The sequence below is a fragment of the Salinigranum sp. genome, from assembly GCF_041641895.1.
In the GTDB taxonomy this organism is placed as follows: Archaea; Halobacteriota; Halobacteria; order Halobacteriales; family Haloferacaceae; genus Salinigranum.
This window is the reverse complement of the sequence record NZ_JBEPXO010000088.1, coordinates 1-14,605: the sequence shown is the minus strand read 5'-3', so window position 1 is coordinate 14,605 and position 14,605 is coordinate 1. Positions and strand designations below refer to the sequence as shown.

General features: G+C 68.2%; 18 protein-coding genes. 2 read left to right on the top strand and 16 right to left on the bottom strand.

The features are described from left to right. From ACESK5_RS16090 to ACESK5_RS16050, 9 genes are all read right to left on the bottom strand, one after another. On the bottom strand, positions 1-666 hold a 666-nt coding region (locus ACESK5_RS16090; protein ID WP_372912597.1), incomplete at its 3' end, for a metallophosphatase. Positions 667-717: 51 nt separating this feature from the next. Then, positions 718-930 carry a dodecin gene (locus ACESK5_RS16085; protein WP_372912596.1) on the bottom strand — a complete coding sequence of 71 codons (213 nt, stop codon included), beginning with the start codon at positions 928-930 and terminating at the stop codon, positions 718-720. A 59-nt stretch (positions 931-989) separates the two neighbouring features. After that, entirely contained in the window at positions 990-1,655 is a 666-nt protein-coding gene (locus ACESK5_RS16080) for a hypothetical protein (RefSeq protein ID WP_372912595.1), read from the bottom strand. Then, positions 1,652-2,290 carry a hypothetical protein gene (locus tag ACESK5_RS16075; RefSeq protein WP_372912594.1) on the bottom strand — a complete coding sequence of 213 codons (639 nt, stop codon included), beginning with the start codon at positions 2,288-2,290 and terminating at the stop codon, positions 1,652-1,654. Before ACESK5_RS16075 ends, ACESK5_RS16080 begins: the two co-directional genes overlap by 4 nt. Before the next feature lie 70 nt (positions 2,291-2,360). Continuing rightward, positions 2,361-3,323, bottom strand: coding sequence for a metal-dependent hydrolase (locus tag ACESK5_RS16070; RefSeq protein WP_372912593.1), 963 nt, complete (start codon positions 3,321-3,323; stop codon positions 2,361-2,363). A gap of 79 nt (positions 3,324-3,402) precedes the next feature. Further along, positions 3,403-3,747 (bottom strand): hypothetical protein, encoded by a 345-nt coding sequence (locus ACESK5_RS16065; protein WP_372912592.1) that lies wholly within the window; start codon positions 3,745-3,747, stop codon positions 3,403-3,405. Positions 3,748-3,820: 73 nt separating this feature from the next. After that, the gene (locus ACESK5_RS16060) at positions 3,821-4,066 is read right to left on the bottom strand and encodes a DUF5816 domain-containing protein (RefSeq protein ID WP_372912591.1); all 246 of its coding nucleotides are present in this window, start codon (positions 4,064-4,066) and stop codon (positions 3,821-3,823) included. Positions 4,067-4,144: 78 nt separating this feature from the next. After that, entirely contained in the window at positions 4,145-5,806 is a 1,662-nt protein-coding gene (locus tag ACESK5_RS16055; protein ID WP_372912590.1) for a thiamine pyrophosphate-binding protein, read from the bottom strand. A 147-nt stretch (positions 5,807-5,953) separates the two neighbouring features. Then, complete coding sequence (locus tag ACESK5_RS16050) at positions 5,954-6,316, bottom strand: HesB/IscA family protein (protein ID WP_372912589.1); 363 nt, start codon at positions 6,314-6,316, stop codon at positions 5,954-5,956. A gap of 139 nt (positions 6,317-6,455) precedes the next feature. On the opposite strand from ACESK5_RS16050, the gene ACESK5_RS16045 reads away from it, so the two are divergent. After that, positions 6,456-7,196, top strand: coding sequence for a proteasome assembly chaperone family protein (locus tag ACESK5_RS16045; protein WP_372912588.1), 741 nt, complete (start codon positions 6,456-6,458; stop codon positions 7,194-7,196). A gap of 98 nt (positions 7,197-7,294) precedes the next feature. Further along, the gene (gene trmB, locus ACESK5_RS16040) at positions 7,295-8,356 is read left to right on the top strand and encodes an HTH-type sugar sensing transcriptional regulator TrmB (protein ID WP_372912587.1); all 1,062 of its coding nucleotides are present in this window, start codon (positions 7,295-7,297) and stop codon (positions 8,354-8,356) included. Between the two features lie 15 nt (positions 8,357-8,371). Here trmB and ACESK5_RS16035 read toward each other — a convergent pair whose 3' ends face one another. The 7 genes from ACESK5_RS16035 to ACESK5_RS16005 all read right to left on the bottom strand — a co-directional run. After that, positions 8,372-9,217 (bottom strand): hypothetical protein, encoded by an 846-nt coding sequence (locus tag ACESK5_RS16035; protein ID WP_372912586.1) that lies wholly within the window; start codon positions 9,215-9,217, stop codon positions 8,372-8,374. 69 nt (positions 9,218-9,286) lie between these two features. Beyond that, positions 9,287-10,360, bottom strand: coding sequence for a Gfo/Idh/MocA family protein (locus ACESK5_RS16030; protein ID WP_372912585.1), 1,074 nt, complete (start codon positions 10,358-10,360; stop codon positions 9,287-9,289). A gap of 86 nt (positions 10,361-10,446) precedes the next feature. Then, entirely contained in the window at positions 10,447-10,650 is a 204-nt protein-coding gene (locus tag ACESK5_RS16025; protein WP_372912584.1) for a hypothetical protein, read from the bottom strand. A gap of 176 nt (positions 10,651-10,826) precedes the next feature. Next, the gene (locus ACESK5_RS16020) at positions 10,827-12,005 is read right to left on the bottom strand and encodes an ABC transporter ATP-binding protein (protein WP_372912583.1); all 1,179 of its coding nucleotides are present in this window, start codon (positions 12,003-12,005) and stop codon (positions 10,827-10,829) included. A gap of 4 nt (positions 12,006-12,009) precedes the next feature. Then, positions 12,010-12,987, bottom strand: a complete 978-nt coding sequence (locus tag ACESK5_RS16015; protein ID WP_372912582.1) for a carbohydrate ABC transporter permease — start codon at positions 12,985-12,987, stop codon at positions 12,010-12,012. Continuing rightward, a complete protein-coding gene (locus ACESK5_RS16010) occupies positions 12,987-13,922 on the bottom strand; it encodes a carbohydrate ABC transporter permease (protein WP_372912598.1) in 936 nt (311 codons plus the stop codon). The genes ACESK5_RS16015 and ACESK5_RS16010 overlap by 1 nt, the downstream gene beginning before the upstream one ends. A gap of 105 nt (positions 13,923-14,027) precedes the next feature. Further along, the coding region (locus ACESK5_RS16005; protein ID WP_372912581.1) for an extracellular solute-binding protein at positions 14,028-14,605 on the bottom strand (578 nt) is incomplete at its 5' end.

Below are 14,605 nucleotides of genomic sequence, written 5' to 3'. Positions count from 1 at the left end.
CCGATCTGCCTCGCCGTTGACCCCCGGGCGGGTACAGCGCGTCCCCGTCACCAGTTCGTTCCGGCGACTGTGGACGTGGCCGCCGAGGACGACGTCGACGCCGTCGATAGCTGCGAGCGCGTCGTCGCCCGCCCCGAGGTGAGAGAGGGCGACGACGTGGTCCGTGTCGCTCCCGGAGAGCACGTCGACCGCCTCGCGCGCCGCCTCGACGGGGTCGGTGAACGTCACGTCGGCAGCCATCGGGTTGAGCGACCCGGTGGCGGGGTCGGTGACGCCGAAGAGACCGACGCGCTCGCCGTCGACGTCCGCGACGGTCCACGGGACGACGCCCTCGTCCCGGCCGAACCGGCCGCCCTCGTCGTCGTAGACGTTGGCGCTCACCCACTGGACCGCCGAGTCGCCGACGACGTCGAGCGTCGCCACGGGGCCGAAGTCGAAGTCGTGGTTACCGAACGTCTCGAAGTCGGTGTCGACGGCGTCGAAGAGGTCGAGCGCCTGTCGGCCGCGCGCGGCGAGCGCGACCACGCCGGGAGCGGTGTTGTCGCCCGTCCCGACGACGAGGGCGTCCGGACCAGACAGTTCGCGGAGGCGCCCGGCGAGACGCCCGGCGCGGACCGGGTCGTCGTAGACGTTCTCGACGTCGGAGTACTGCAGCAACCGAGTCATCGCTCTCACGGAGGGACGCCCGCCGATAAAAGGCCGCGTTCTCGTACCGCTCTACACTTCGCCTTCGCCTTCGAGCTGGAAGGCGACGGTCACTTCGGCTTGGTACTCGCGGTCGTCGACGGTGGCGATTTCGACGCCGAGCTCGTCGACTTCGACCCAGTGGACGTTGTCGAGTGTGTCGTTCGCCCGGTCGATGGCGTCGTCGACGGCGGCGTCGAAACTCTCCGGACTGCGGCCGATGAGTGTGATCTTCTTGTAGACCATACGACCACTTCGGCACAGGGGGACAAAAAATCACAGCCTGCTGTCGAGTCGCGTGTCCGTCACGCCTCCCCGCTCCGTCGCTCGAGGAGACGGGCGAGCGCGCCGACCACGTCGCCGAGGTAGGCGGTCCCCCAGATGGCGACGAGGACGCCGCCGACGATGTCGAACACGAGGTCCAGCAGGGTGTCCTCGAGGCCGTACTGGGTGAGGACGGCGTCGCCACCGAGGAGGGAGGCGAGGCCGCCGACGGCGAACTCCAGCACCTCCCAGAGGACGCCGAACGCGACGACGAAGAGCAGGATGAAGACGAACGTGAACTGCGGGGGGAGGTACACCTGCTCCGTGTGGAGGTCGATGGCGCGGACAGTCGCGTAGCCGGCGGCCGCGACGACCGACGCCGAGAGCGCGTGGGTGAGGTGGTCCCACCACCAGACGGTCTGGTAGAAGCTGAACTGCGACCCTGGCAGGCCGACGGTCCCGAGCGCGTGGAGGAACACGGCCGTGGTGATCCACAGGGTCAACCCGGCGTCCATCGGGATGTGGTAGTCGCGTTCGAGCGTCGCCGGCAGGTACGTCACACCGAGGGCGATGGCGCTGTTGGCGACGATGCCGACGTTTCCGCGGTCGAGACCGATGAACACCAGACCGACCAGGACGACCTGCATCGCCCGCGAGAGGCGACGCTGTGTCGTCGCGTCGATGTGGAGGCGGTCGCGGAGTCTCACCCCTCGACCACCTCCTCGACCGGGCCACCGAGGCGCTGCCGCCGCCGGAAGTAGTACTCGAAGAGGACGCCGGCGAAGAGTCCGGCCACCGTCGCGGCCACGAAGTCCCACATGAGTTCGCGTTCGACGACCGCCTCGGGACGCCCGTCGAGGAGCAGCGCCGTCCCGAGGAAGAGGTCCGCGACCCACTGCGTGACCGCCCAGACGCCGGCGGCGGCCATCGTCGCGACGACGACGAACAACAGCGCGAACGCCTCGTTCATCCTGACGGGCGTGAACACGTCGAGTTCGACGGCGATGACGAGCGCCACCGCGGCGACGGCCAGATACGTCGTCACCCGGCCGGTGAGGGTGAACTCGCCGACGCGCTGGCCGACGACGAACGTCCGCCCGACCACCGGGAGCGAGGCCAGCAGCAGCACCTCCCACGGCAACATCGCAATCGGGTTCCCGTACCGGACGGCGGGAATCAGCGCGAGGACGGCGAGGACCGCCGTGAACCCGGCCCAGACGACGTGGCCCTGGACGGCGTTGATGCCCACGGCGGCGACGAGGAGGACGAGGAGGACCCACGCGAGCACCGCGTTCAGCCGTGCGCTCTCGACGACCGCTCGCAGTCCACTGGTCCGCGACATACGTACCACACGGGAGGAGGGGGACAAACCCCTTTCGACGGCGGGCCAAGTCGCCCGACTGCGGTCCGGCTCACACGACGAGGTACGCGACGGCGTACGCCACCCACGCGACGGTCACGGCCGCGAGCGCCGTGACGAGTGCCGTGGTCCGACCGGGCACGGACACCCGTCGAAGACGGGCCCGACGGAGGTGGACGCGGGGAATCGCCCCGACGACACCGACGGCGACGACGCTGAGGACGAACGGGTACGAGAGGTCGAGCGTCGGCGGCGGGATGAGGAAGACGCTGACGGCGTAGCCGGCAGACACGGCGACCCGTGGTGCGACGAGGTCACGCATCCGCAGGTCCGTGCCGCCGACGAGGGTAGCCACCGCGAGCCAGACGGTGAGCAGTTCCAGGGCGCCCGCCGCGAGGAGGTGCAGCGTCGGGTCGGCCGCGAGCGTGACGCGTTCGCCGACGAGGGCGAACTCGAAGGGGTAGAGGAACGCCGGCGGCGTCCCGGTGAACACGTCGCCGAACGGGTGCGTGAGGAGGCCGAACGCGGCCGCGAGCGCGAACGGCCCCGCGGCAAGGTCGGTCCGACGCGCCGCCGCCCACGCCACCGCCACCGCGCTGGCGACGAACAGCGCGGTGACGGCTCCGCCGAGCGCGCCGGTGTCACGGGCGACACCGACGACGAGGGCCGCGCCGAGGCCGAGCGCCGCGGCGGAGAGTGCGAGTCCGCGTGGGGACCGTGCTCGCGTCCCGACGAACCAGACGAGAGCGACGCACGCGACGAGGCCGGCGACGACGAGCGAGTGGGTCACGCCGCGGTGGACGACGGTGGAGGCGGACCAGAACGCCGAGGCCATCGCCAGCGCGTCGAGTCGCGCGCCGACCAGACCCACCGGTGCGTAGAGCATGTCGACGTCCGGAATCGCCGCGAACGCGGCGGCGACGGCTCCGGCGAGGAGCGCCTCGCGGCGCTCGAACCGCCGGCTGGCGAGTCCGGCGACGACCGCGAACGCGAGGGCGGCGTGGCCGACGAACATACCTATCGTTCGCGTCTCAGACGCATAAATCGAGTGTGAGAACGAATCTCGCGGCGGTCGGTGCGGGACGTCGAGCGGGTTACGCCGTCGCCGGTTCCGCCCCGCGGACGACGTCGTACTCGTCGGAGTCGTCGGTGACGCCGATGACCGCCCACTCGCAGTCCGGGGCTGCACTCCGGAGGTGGTCGACGAGTTCCCCTGTTCGGTCCGTCCAGGTGACGAAGCACTGGAATCGATAGCCCTCCTCGTGGACGGTTCCGCCGTCGGCGACGACGCGGTCGGCGTCCCCGCCCAGAGCGGTTACACGGACGGTCCGCCACTTGCGTTCGGCCAGTAGTTCCGGGCCGTTCCCCGACACCTCGTAGCCGAGTCGTCGGAAGATAGCCCGTGCCTCCTCCACAGGCGGCATGGTAACAGGGGCCATGTAGCTGTCGATACCACTCACGCCATGATAAATCTTGTCACGATTCTCACAGTCCGAGGTCAGGGCGTGCCGGTCACTCGTGGGCCGCGTCCCACTCCTCGGGCTTGCGGACGTTCCGACAGTCGTTACACTCGACGCGGCCCATCGTGTCCATCGCGGTGTCGAGCGAGTCGCAGTTGCCACAGCGGTACCCCCAGCGGGTCTCTCGGTCGGGCGAGACGTAGACGACGTAGAACGGTCCCTTCGACCCACGCTCGACTTCGTCGGGGGCGACGTAGACGGTGTCGCCGGCCTTCGTCCGGGCGGTTTCGAGTTGCATACTCGTCCACACGCCCTCCCGACGTTATACACTGTCGGCACTCGACCCGGCGTCGGCGACAGTCGACGTCAGTCGGCGTCAGTCGGCGTCGGTCACCGGCACGTCGACGAGCGTGGCCCCGTCGTGAGCGAGTGCCCGCTCGAGCGTCGCGTCGAGTTCGTCGGGCGAGTCCACGCGCAGGCCCAGGGCCCCGTAGCTCTCCGCGCTCGCGACCAGGTCGACCGGCGGGTCGAAGTCGACGCCGTCGTACTCGTAGTCGTCCGGGTCGCCGCCCATGAGCAGCGCCGTGTTCTCCTTCAGGATTCGGTAGTTGCGGTTGTCGGGGACCACGACGGTGAGGTCGAGGTCGTACCGTGTCGCCGTGTACACCGCCTGCGGGTAGTAGAGGTACGAGCCGTCGCCGACGTACGCGACCACCGACCGGTCGCGGCCGGCCTCTCGCTCTGCGAGAGCGACGCCGACGCCCGCACTCACTCCGAAGCCGAGGCTCCCGCCCTTCTCGCCGACGAGCTGGGTCGGCTCGAACGGGAAGGCCGAGTGGAGGGCGGGACTCGCCGTGATACCCTCGTCGACGACGACGGCCTCGGGGGCGACGCGGGCGAGCGCCCGTGCGAGCCCGGCTTTCGTCGACTGACCGTCGACGACGTCCGGGACGCCGTCCCCGCCCCGCTCCCACGCGCGGACGGCGTCGAGCCGTCGGGCGCGCTCGTCCTCGTCGACGACCGTTTCGAGACGCTCCGTGAGTTCCGAGAGCACCTCCCCGGGGTCGCCGAGGACCGCCACGTCGGCCGGGGCGTGCTTACCGAGTTCCCACCCGTCGTTGGTCACGTGGACGCAGGTGGCGTCGTCGGGGACCAGCGGTTCGGTCGGGCGCGAGACGGTCGTGTTCGTCGAACAGCCGACGAAGACCAGCGTGTCGGTGTCCATCGCCGCCGCAGTCGGCGGGGCCCGCGTCGACAGCGGTCCGCGCCACTGCTCGTGGACGGTCGGAAAGTTCACCTCGGACGCGAGGATTTCGCCGTGGACGCGCGCACCGGCCGCCTCCGCGAACGCGACGGCGGCCTCGACACCGTCGCTCCGAGCCACCTCGTCACCGACGACGACCACTGGCTCCGTCGCGTCGGCGACGGCAGTCGCCGCGTCGTCGATGGCCGCGCTGTCGCCCCGTCCGGCGGTCGGAACCGAACCCAGCCGTCCCGGAGTCGCGTCCGTCTCCGCCTGCTGGACGTCGACGGGCAGGGCGAGGAAGACCGGTCCCGTCGGTGGCGTCAGCGCCGTCCGGACCGCACGGCGGAGCATCGTCGGCAGCGCCGCGACGTCTTTGACCTCCGCGGCCCACTTCGTGTACTGCTCGGCGAGCGCGACCAGGTCGCCCGAGAGGATGGGCTCTTCCTGCTGGAAGTCGCGGTGGTGGGTGCCGGCCGTCACGAGCAGCGGCGCGCCGGAGAAGTCGGCGTTCAGGAGGTTGCCGAGGCCGTGTCCCAGTCCGCCGCCGAGGTGGAGGTTGACGACGCCGAGCGGACAGACCGCTGAATCGGCGTGACTGTCGTAGCGTCGGGAGACGGCGTAACCGGTCGCTGCGGCGACGGCGACGTCCTCGTGGAGGCCGAGGACGTACTGGAGGTCACTGTCCCCGACGGCCTGCATCAGCGGGAGTTCCGTCGTCCCCGGGTTCCCGAACAGGTGGGTGACGCCGTACGATTCGAGGGCCTCGACGAAGAGCTCCGCGCCCGTGGTCATGCCTGAGCGTCGCGGCTGGGCGTGAAATAGGTTGGGCATCGGGTCGTGGCGGGAGCTGTGACGGGTGGAGAGAGCAGGAGAGCACCGCACAGCGACGACCAGTGGCCGACGGACCGTCCCGTCTCCGGCGGGTGTGGCCCCGACAGATTACGTCCGGAACGACTCGCCGCACCCACACTCGCTGACGACGTTCGGGTTCTCGACGTGGAAGCCCGCCGCCTGGAGCCCGCCCTCGTAGTCGAGCGTGGAACCGCCGATGTACTTCTGTGAGGCCGGGTCGACGAAGATGCGGAGGCCGTGATGTTCGGTGACGGCGTCGTCTGGTTCTGGCTCGTCGTCGAACCGCATCCCGTACGAGAGACCGGCACAGCCACCCTGCTGGACGAACAGGCGGAGCCCCGCGACGTCGGTGTCGAGGCCCTCGCTCTCCAGGAGCGACAGCGCCTCGGAGGCTGCCGTCTCCGTCACTCTGACGGGGGTCTCCTCTCCGTTGGCCGCTTCTGCGCTCATACCCTTACTCACTCATCCAGTGAGTTAACGTTGACGCAGGGGGGCACGCCACACCCGCGCGGTTGGCGACGAAACCTGTCTCGAGGTTGTCATACGCAGGGCCGAACAGCTAAGCGGCCGCTGGTCATATCGCCCGCCCATGCCCGTCGACACCACCCGGACGCCCGATTTCGCCGTCACGCACACCGACGAACCGAGTAGCCTCCTGGTCGTGGGGCTCTCAGCGTTCGGCCTCGCCGGTCTCACCGCCGTCGACTTCCTCGTCGACCACCTCGAACTCGAACAGCGAGGGCACGTGGCCGTCGAGGGACTCCCGACCATCACCCCCTTCACCGAGGGCAGCCCCCGTCATCCCGTCCGCCTCTACTCGCGCGACGACCTCGACGTCACCGTCCTCGTCGCCGAACAGTTCGTCCCGGCCTCGGTCGGCGCCTCGTTCGCCGACAGGGTGCTCGGGTGGACGGAGAGCGGCAGCGTCGAGGAGGTGGTCGTGCTCGCCGGCGTTCCCGTCCCGCACGGCCCCGACGCCCACCGGACGTTCTACGTCGCCACCGACGACTACCACGACCACCGACTCGCGGGGAGCGACGTCCCGCCGATGGGGGCGGGCTTCCTCGACGGCGTCAACGCGGCGCTGATGGCGCGCGGCCTCGACTCGCCGCTCGGAGTCTGTCTGTACGTCACACCGGTCCACGCACAGGCACCGGACGTCGACGCGGCCATCCGCCTCGTCGACACCGTCGAGGACGTCTACGGACTCGGCATCGATTCGAGCCCGCTCGCGCCGTTCGCCGAGCGCGTCCGTCAGTACTACGCAGACCTCGCGGCGCGGATGGACGACCAGACGGAGAACGTTCCCGAGGACCGGATGTACATGTGAGCGAGCGAACGAAACTCCCGTTCGAGAACGAGTTTCCGTAACGCTGTGCTACTCGTTGTATAATAAATCCTTTAGTGCTCACGTCCCACCGACACCGTATGGTAGACGACCTGCGCACGACGATGGAGCGCGTCGGGGACCGGTTCAACCTCGGTGAGTACGAGATCGAGGCGTACCTCGCGGTTCTGGAACACGGGCAGTTGACGGCGAGCGAGATCGCCGACCGGACCGACATCCCCCAGCCGCGGGTGTACGACACGGTCCGGTCGCTCTCCGACCGGGGCCTCGTCGAACTCCGCGAGTCCCGCCCGATGAAGGTGGTCGCCGTCGACCCCGACGACGCCTTCGGGAGCATCCAGAGTTCGCTCGACGAACTCGTCACCGAACTGGAAGCGCGCTACACGGCCCCCGCCCGCGACACCGAGGCCGTCACGCTCGTCAAGTCCCGGTCGACCATCCTCCGCTACGTCGAGGAGATCATCGAGACGGCCGAGTACGAACTCGTCCTCTCGCTCACGCCCGACCTGCTCCGCCGGTTCCGCGACGACCTCGCCGCACAGATCGACGACGGCGTGAGCATCGACCTGCTCGTGACGCCGGCCTCGCGCGCGCCGGACCCGACGGAGTTCGACTACCTCGACGTCGCCACCGTCGCCCGGGCGCGCCGGGGTATCACGACGCCCGTGCTCGCCGTCGCCGACGGCGACTACTCAATCTACGCGACGCAGGACGCCCTCCGCGACGACCGCGACCGATACGGTGTCATCTTCAACCGCTCGGCGCTGGGCTTCCTCGTGAGTGGTTTCTTCGGCACCGTGCTGTGGACGACGGCGGAGACGCTCGCGACGGACGGCAAGCGCCGGCCGTTCCCGCGTCGCTACGCCTCGATTCGCCGTGCCGTCAAGGACGTCCGCGAACTGGAGGGCCCGTTCTACGCCTCCGTCTCCGGTCGCGACGTCGAGTCCGGTGAGACCATCGTCGTCGAGGGGCGCGTCGAGACGTACACCTTCGAGGACACCGAGGAGGTGGCGTCGTTCGTCATCGAGACGGAGGACGGTCCCATCGACGTCGGGGGCCTCGTCGCGGCGCTGGAGTCGGTCGAGGCACAAGAGATACTGCTCGGACGGGACGGCGTTCCGGACCGGTCGGCGTTCGAGTGACCGGCCGGGAGCGGGTCAGAACTCGTAGAGCGGTTCGCCACAGTCCGCGCACGCGAGGATGGGCGTCTCGGGGTTGTCGTAGATACCCTGCGTCCCGCCACAGCACTCTCTCGCGACGGTCTCTTCGGTGTCGCCGCCGCAGAGCGGGCACGTCTCGAGGAACAGGCGGAACGGCATCGCGGCCTGTGCGGCTGTCCGCGCGGCGACGGCGTCGGCCATCGCGGCGACGGCGGCCGTGTCCGCGATGGCGTGGGCCCGCGACAGCCACACCTCGTCGCCGACGCGCTCGTCGCCTCCGGCCTCGCTGCCGGACGGGTCGGCGGTACGCGTCACGACCACCCAGTCGCCCTCGACCCGTCCCTCGGCGGGGAACGGCGCGGCAGACGCCGTCGACGCGGCCAGTTCTCCGTCCGAGACGTCGCGCAGGCGTCTCATCCCCGCCTCCCACGTCCGACGGGTCCCCTCCGCGAGGAAGAGTTCACCGGACTCGTCGGCGGTGACGAGGCCGGCCTCGGCGAGTCGGCGGACGAGCGTCTCCCCGTCAACCTCCTCGTCGCCGGTCAGCGACTCCGACTCCGACTTCGAGGCCCGCCCGCCGTCGGTGCGGTGCGTCTCGAACCCGACGTCCACCGGGAGCGCCCGGGCGAGACGCGGCGCGAACTCGGGGGTGTACGGGACGACGTAGCCGCGCAGCGCGACGAGGACGAGGCCACAGAGGAGCGAGAGCGCGCCCAGGACGGGAGAGAGGAGACCGACCGCGACGCTCCCGAGAGCGACGAGCGCGACGTTCAGCACGGTACACGGCCAACATCGGTTCTCCCCCGTGTACTCCGGACGGCGGAGGCGCGAGAGCGCTGCCATGAGACCTGATGAGTGAGCCGACCGTTTCAACCTGTCTCCTCCCGCCCGGGCGAGCGGCCGGGTCTCCTCTCAGTCGTCGAGACGGACGGCGCGTCCTACTGCCGCCGAGCGGTAGATGGCGTCGATGACTCGCTGGACCGTGAGCGCCTGCTCGACCGTGTTCCGCTCGACCCGTCCCTGTTCGACCGCCTCGACGAACGCCCGCTGCTCCTGGCGGTGGGTCACGACTTCCTGTGTCTCGACGTCGGACGTCGAGAAGTGGTTCGCGCCGCCGATGCCGGCCTCGTACACCGTGAGGTCGTGCGACCCGCGGTCCAGCCGTGCGCCGGCCTCGGTCCCCCGAATGACGAACTCGTCGGAGTCGTCGCGGTTCGCCGCCCACGCCACCTCCAGCGCGATGGTCTCGCCGCCGGCACACCGGACGAAGGCCGTCGCCGAGTCCTCCACGTCGAACCCCCCGGAACCGTGGTCCGCTCCCCACTGCCGGAGGTACGCGTACTCGTCGTGGACGCCGAACTCCGCCCGGGTCGTCCCCGACACCTCTACCACGTCGGGGAAGTCGAGGAAGTACAGCGCGAGGTCGATGGCGTGGACGCCGATGTCGATGAGCGCGCCGCCGCCCGCGACCTCCTTCGAGGTGAACCACGAGCCACGGCCGGGGATGCCCCGCCGACGGACGTAGTTGGCCTCGACGTGGGTCACGTCGCCGAAGCGGCCCGCCCGCAGGTCGTGTTTCAGCACCTCGACCGGGTTCGAGAAGCGGTTGTTGAACCCGACCATACAGAGCGCGTCGCTCGCGTCCGCCGCCTCTGCGATACGTTCGGCGCTCTCGAGGGTGTGTGCGAGCGGTTTCTCCAGGAGGACGTCGACGCCGGCGTCCAGTGCGGCGACGGCGTACTCCTCGTGGAAACGGTTCGGCGTGGTGACGATGACGGCGTCCACGGCCGAGAAGAGGTCCCCCCGGTCGGCGTACGTCTCGACGCCGAACGCCTCTGCGAACGACGTACGGGCCTCGCTGTCGATGTCGAGGCCGGCGACGAGCGTCGCCTCCTGCACCTCCTCGAGAAACTCCGCGTGGTAGGTGCCGATGTTGCCGAGGCCGACGATGCCGATGCGTACCCGTCCGTCTCCGTCGGAGGTCATAGCTCACTCCTGACGGGGGAGGTGGTTACGTGTTGTGTGTTCTCGTCGCGACTGCGACGGCGTGACACGGCGGTACCGGGCCGTCGTCAGTACAGCTGTCGTTCCTTCTCCTCGCGCTCTTTCTCCTTCTTCTTCTCCTCTTTGAGTTTTCGCCGTCCCCGGATGTACTGCTTGCCCTTCGGGATGTAGATGTTCTTCACGTCCATGAGGAACCGGACGATGCCGTACGCCCAGAAGAAGAAGAGTACGGTCATCCCACCGAGGTAGACGTACCCCTCTAACGTGACCATGTCTGCACAAGGACCGGGCGCTACTTATATGTCAGCCACTGCCACGCGTGTGGCGACGACGCGCCGCGGCAGCGTCGGTGCTGTCGGGGGGATACCGGTCACGGGCCGAGCGACGACGCGTCCGCTGGCGGTGTGATAAACGGAAGAGTGAGAGTCGCGTCGGCTCTGACGGCGATTCAGTCGTCGCTCTCGGCGGCCTCGGTGGCCCCGCCGGCGCTCGCCATCGAGTCGAGGCCGTGCTGGATGGCCTCGCCGCTCTCGCGGTCGAACAGGTGGACCTTCGAGCGGTCGAGGACGACCTCGATGCCCTCGTCCTCCTCGATGGCCGTGTCGGGCGAGACGCTCATGAGTAACTGGCCGGAACCAGCGCCCTCTTCGAGGTCAATCTCGGCGTCCTCGGAGAGGAGCAGGTAGACGAACGTCTCGTCACCCATCGGCTCCATGACGTCGGTGTCGGCGCGGATGACCTTCGTCTGGCGGTCGACGTTCCCCGCCTTGTCGACGGGGTAGACGTCCTCGGGCCGGATGCCCATCGCGACCTCGTCACCGGGCGTCAGGCCGTACTGTGCGGGGTCGAAGTCGACGGAGATGTTGTCGTTCTCCCAGCCGTTCTCGGTGACGCGCCCGTCGAGCATGTTCATCGCCGGCGAGCCGATGAACGTCGCGACGAACATGTTGGCCGGCTCGTTGTAGCAGGTGAGCGGCGGGTCGATCTGCTGGAGGTTCCCCGAGTCGATGACCGCGATGCGGTCCGACATCGTCATCGCCTCCGCCTGGTCGTGCGTCACGTAGATGATGGTGGTGTCCAGCTCCTTGTGGAGGCGCTGGAGCTCCGTCCGCATGTGGACGCGGAGCTTCGCGTCGAGGTTCGCGAGCGGCTCGTCCATCAGGAACACGTCGGGGTTCCGGACGATGGCGCGGGCGATGGCGACGCGCTGACGCTGCCCGCCAGACATCTCGTCGGGCATGCGGTCGAGCATGTTGCCGATCTGGACGATCTCCGCGGCCCGCTCGACGCGGCGGTCGATCTCCTCCTTGTCGAAGTCCCGCAGTCGAAGGCCGAACGAGACGTTGTCGTACACGTCCATGTGCGGGAACAGCGCGATGTTCTGGAACACCATCGCGATGCCGCGGTCCTTCGGCGGGAGGTTCGTCACGTTGCGGCCGCCGATGTACACCTCGCCCTCTGACGGGATAGTGAGGCCGGCGACCATCTCCATCGTGGTCGACTTCCCACACCCGGAGGGACCGACGAGACAGACGAACTCGCCGTCCCTGATGTGGATGTTCATGTCTTCGACTGCCGTTACGTCGTCGTACCGCTTGTACACGTTCTCGAGTTTGACGTCTCCCATTGTGTTACTCCTTGAGTGCTCCGGCGGTCAGCCCACTCACGATGCGTTCCTGAGCGATGATGACCAGTATTGCGACGGGTAAGACCCCGACGATGCTCGCTGCTGCCATGAGGTTGAACGGCGTGTCGAACTGGCCCTGATACTTCAGGATACCAGCGACGATGGGTGCCCACGACGAGGCCTCGCCGTTGTTCATCAGGAACGAGAAGAAGAACTCGTTGTAGACGCTGATGAACGTCAGGACGCCCGCCGTCGCGACACCCGGCGCGGAGAGCGGGATGATGACGCGGAACAGCGCGCCGAGCCGCGTCGTCCCCTCCACCCGCGCGGCGTCCTCGAGGCCGTCCGGAATCTGGCCGTAGAACGTCGTGAGGATGAAGATGGACAGCGGCATGAACAGCGCGCTGAACGGCAACACCATCGGAATGGGCGTGTTGAACGTGTCCGGGGACGACACCGTCAACTCGGGCAGCCCCGGAATCAGGAACGTCAGCGACACGTTCCCGGTGAACAACTGGAACAGCGGGATGAGGAACGCCGCCGGCGGGAAGTACGAGATGGCCAGGATGGCCAGCATCAGCACGTTCTTCCCGGGGAAGCGGAGGCGTCCGAAGACGTAGCCGGCCAGCGACGCCAGCAACAGGACGATGACCGTCGTCGTGATGCCGAGCACGAAGCTGTTGAACATGTAGAGGTGGAACGGAACCCGCTCGAACATCGTGACGAACACGGCGGGGTTGAACCCCTTGGGGACGAGCCCCATGTTCGAGATGAGCTCGTTCGGCGTCAGCGCCAGCACGAGCAGCCAGTAGAACGGGAACAGCGTCGTGACCAGGAAGAAGATGGTCAGCACGTAGAACATCGCGCGGTACGCGCGCTTCGGGTTCTTGATGACCTTGCTGACCCACGTCGCGAGCGGACCACGCTTGATGGGCGCGTCACGCATGTTGCCCATCTTCTCGGCGGTGTTCTCACTCGACATTAGAAGGCACCTCCTTCAGCGTCGGCGAACTTGAAGATGTACACTGACACGACGACCGCGATGATGGCCGCCGTCACGAACGCCACGGTGGCCGACGTCCCGTACAGTCGTGAGTTGAACGTCGTCACGACCAGACACGACAGGGAGGGGACGGTCGAACAGCCGGCCATCGTCTGGATGATGCCGTAGACGCGCATCGCGGCGATGGTACGGAACAGCATCGCGACCAGGATGGTCGGGAGGATGAGCGGGAAGGTGATCATCTTGAACTGCTGCCACGGCGACGCGCCTGCCACCTTCGCCACGTCGTACAGCGAGCGGTCGATGCTCTGCATCCCCGCGAGGATCAACAGTGCCATGAACGCCGTCGTCTTCCAGACGTCGGCCACGATGATGAGCGTGAGCGAGTCGACCGTGTTACGCAGCGGCGTGGTGCTGATGCCCAGCGAGTTGAGGAACGTCGGGTTCTCGGCCGTCCCGATGAGGAACCCGATGTTCGGCTGGAACAGCAGGAAGAAGATCATCCCCTGGATGACGATGGGGACTGCCCACGGGATGATGATCGCCACCCGGACCCACCGGCGGCCGCGGAAGTCCTGGTCGAGGACGAACGCCTGGCCGAAGCCGATGATGGTCTCGAAGAGCACGCTCAGCACGGTGAACACGAGCGTGACACCGAGCGCGCTCTGGACGAAGCTCGTCCCCCCGCCAGGTAAGAACGGCGCCGGGAACTTGAAGTCGATCTGTCCGGTGAGTAACTGTACGTAGTTCTGGAACCCGACGAACTCACCCAGTCGGGCGGAACCCGTCAGCGCGTCCGCCGACAGCGACATGAGGAACGTCGTCGCCAGCGGGTAGATGGCGATGACGAGCAGGAGCAAGAGCGCCGGGACGAGCAGCAGGTACGCGTACTGCGCCTCCGAGAGGTTCTCCATCCAGCGGGTGGCCGCCGTGATGGGGCCCCCACTCGTGCGGACGCCTTCCTCGGTTCGTTGTTCTGTTGCCATGTGTGTGCGTGTGACAAAGTGTACCGAGGGTACTTATGCGCTGTTCTCGATCTGCTCGAGCTGGGACTTCAGATCGGACATCGCCTGCTGTGGAGTCTTCTCCTGTGCGTAAGCGGCGTTGACCTGGCTCGAGATGCGGCCGGACTGCTGCGGCCAGACGACCGTGACGGGACGCGGGATGGCGTTCTCGCCGGCCACCTTCAGCTGCTGCGTGTACCGGCCGATGATGTCGACCTCGGCGGCCTCGTCGGAGTCGAGCAGAGACGGCTCCGGCGGGATCCAGCCGATGATGCTGAACATGTCGAGCTTGAACGACTCCGTCATCATCGCGCGCAGGACCTGGACGGCGGCCTGCTTCTTGGCCGACGAGGAGTTCGGGTTCATCGTCATGTGCCAGCCGCCGAGGGCGGCGACCGGGCCACCCGTCATCGGGTACTCGGCCTCGTCGGCGGTGACGCCGTACGGGATGGGCATGACGCCGAGGTCTTCGCCGAAGGCGTCCTCGGCACCGTTGATGACGATGGAGTACGGCCAGTTGCGGTGCATGATTGCGTCCCCGCTGGTGAACGGCTTGCGCGAGGGCTCCTCGGTCCACTGGAGGACGGCCTCGG

Excerpts from the sequence above, each read along its gene's own strand:
- ACESK5_RS16085 (WP_372912596.1), bottom strand. The coding sequence starts at position 930 with ATGGTCTACAAGAAGATCACACTCATCGGCCGCAGTCCGGAGAGTTTC.
- ACESK5_RS16075 (WP_372912594.1), bottom strand. The coding sequence starts at position 2,290 with ATGTCGCGGACCAGTGGACTGCGAGCGGTCGTCGAGAGCGCACGGCTG.
- ACESK5_RS16070 (WP_372912593.1), bottom strand. The coding sequence starts at position 3,323 with ATGTTCGTCGGCCACGCCGCCCTCGCGTTCGCGGTCGTCGCCGGACTC.
- ACESK5_RS16065 (WP_372912592.1), bottom strand. The coding sequence starts at position 3,747 with ATGGCCCCTGTTACCATGCCGCCTGTGGAGGAGGCACGGGCTATCTTC.
- ACESK5_RS16060 (WP_372912591.1), bottom strand. The coding sequence starts at position 4,066 with ATGCAACTCGAAACCGCCCGGACGAAGGCCGGCGACACCGTCTACGTC.
- ACESK5_RS16055 (WP_372912590.1), bottom strand. The coding sequence starts at position 5,806 with ATGACCACGGGCGCGGAGCTCTTCGTCGAGGCCCTCGAATCGTACGGC.
- ACESK5_RS16050 (WP_372912589.1), bottom strand. The coding sequence starts at position 6,316 with ATGAGCGCAGAAGCGGCCAACGGAGAGGAGACCCCCGTCAGAGTGACG.
- ACESK5_RS16045 (WP_372912588.1), top strand. The coding sequence starts at position 6,456 with ATGCCCGTCGACACCACCCGGACGCCCGATTTCGCCGTCACGCACACC.
- trmB (WP_372912587.1), top strand. The coding sequence starts at position 7,295 with ATGGTAGACGACCTGCGCACGACGATGGAGCGCGTCGGGGACCGGTTC.
- ACESK5_RS16035 (WP_372912586.1), bottom strand. The coding sequence starts at position 9,217 with ATGGCAGCGCTCTCGCGCCTCCGCCGTCCGGAGTACACGGGGGAGAAC.
- ACESK5_RS16030 (WP_372912585.1), bottom strand. The coding sequence starts at position 10,360 with ATGACCTCCGACGGAGACGGACGGGTACGCATCGGCATCGTCGGCCTC.
- ACESK5_RS16025 (WP_372912584.1), bottom strand. The coding sequence starts at position 10,650 with ATGGTCACGTTAGAGGGGTACGTCTACCTCGGTGGGATGACCGTACTC.
- ACESK5_RS16020 (WP_372912583.1), bottom strand. The coding sequence starts at position 12,005 with ATGGGAGACGTCAAACTCGAGAACGTGTACAAGCGGTACGACGACGTA.
- ACESK5_RS16015 (WP_372912582.1), bottom strand. The coding sequence starts at position 12,987 with ATGTCGAGTGAGAACACCGCCGAGAAGATGGGCAACATGCGTGACGCG.
- ACESK5_RS16010 (WP_372912598.1), bottom strand. The coding sequence starts at position 13,922 with ATGGAGAACCTCTCGGAGGCGCAGTACGCGTACCTGCTGCTCGTCCCG.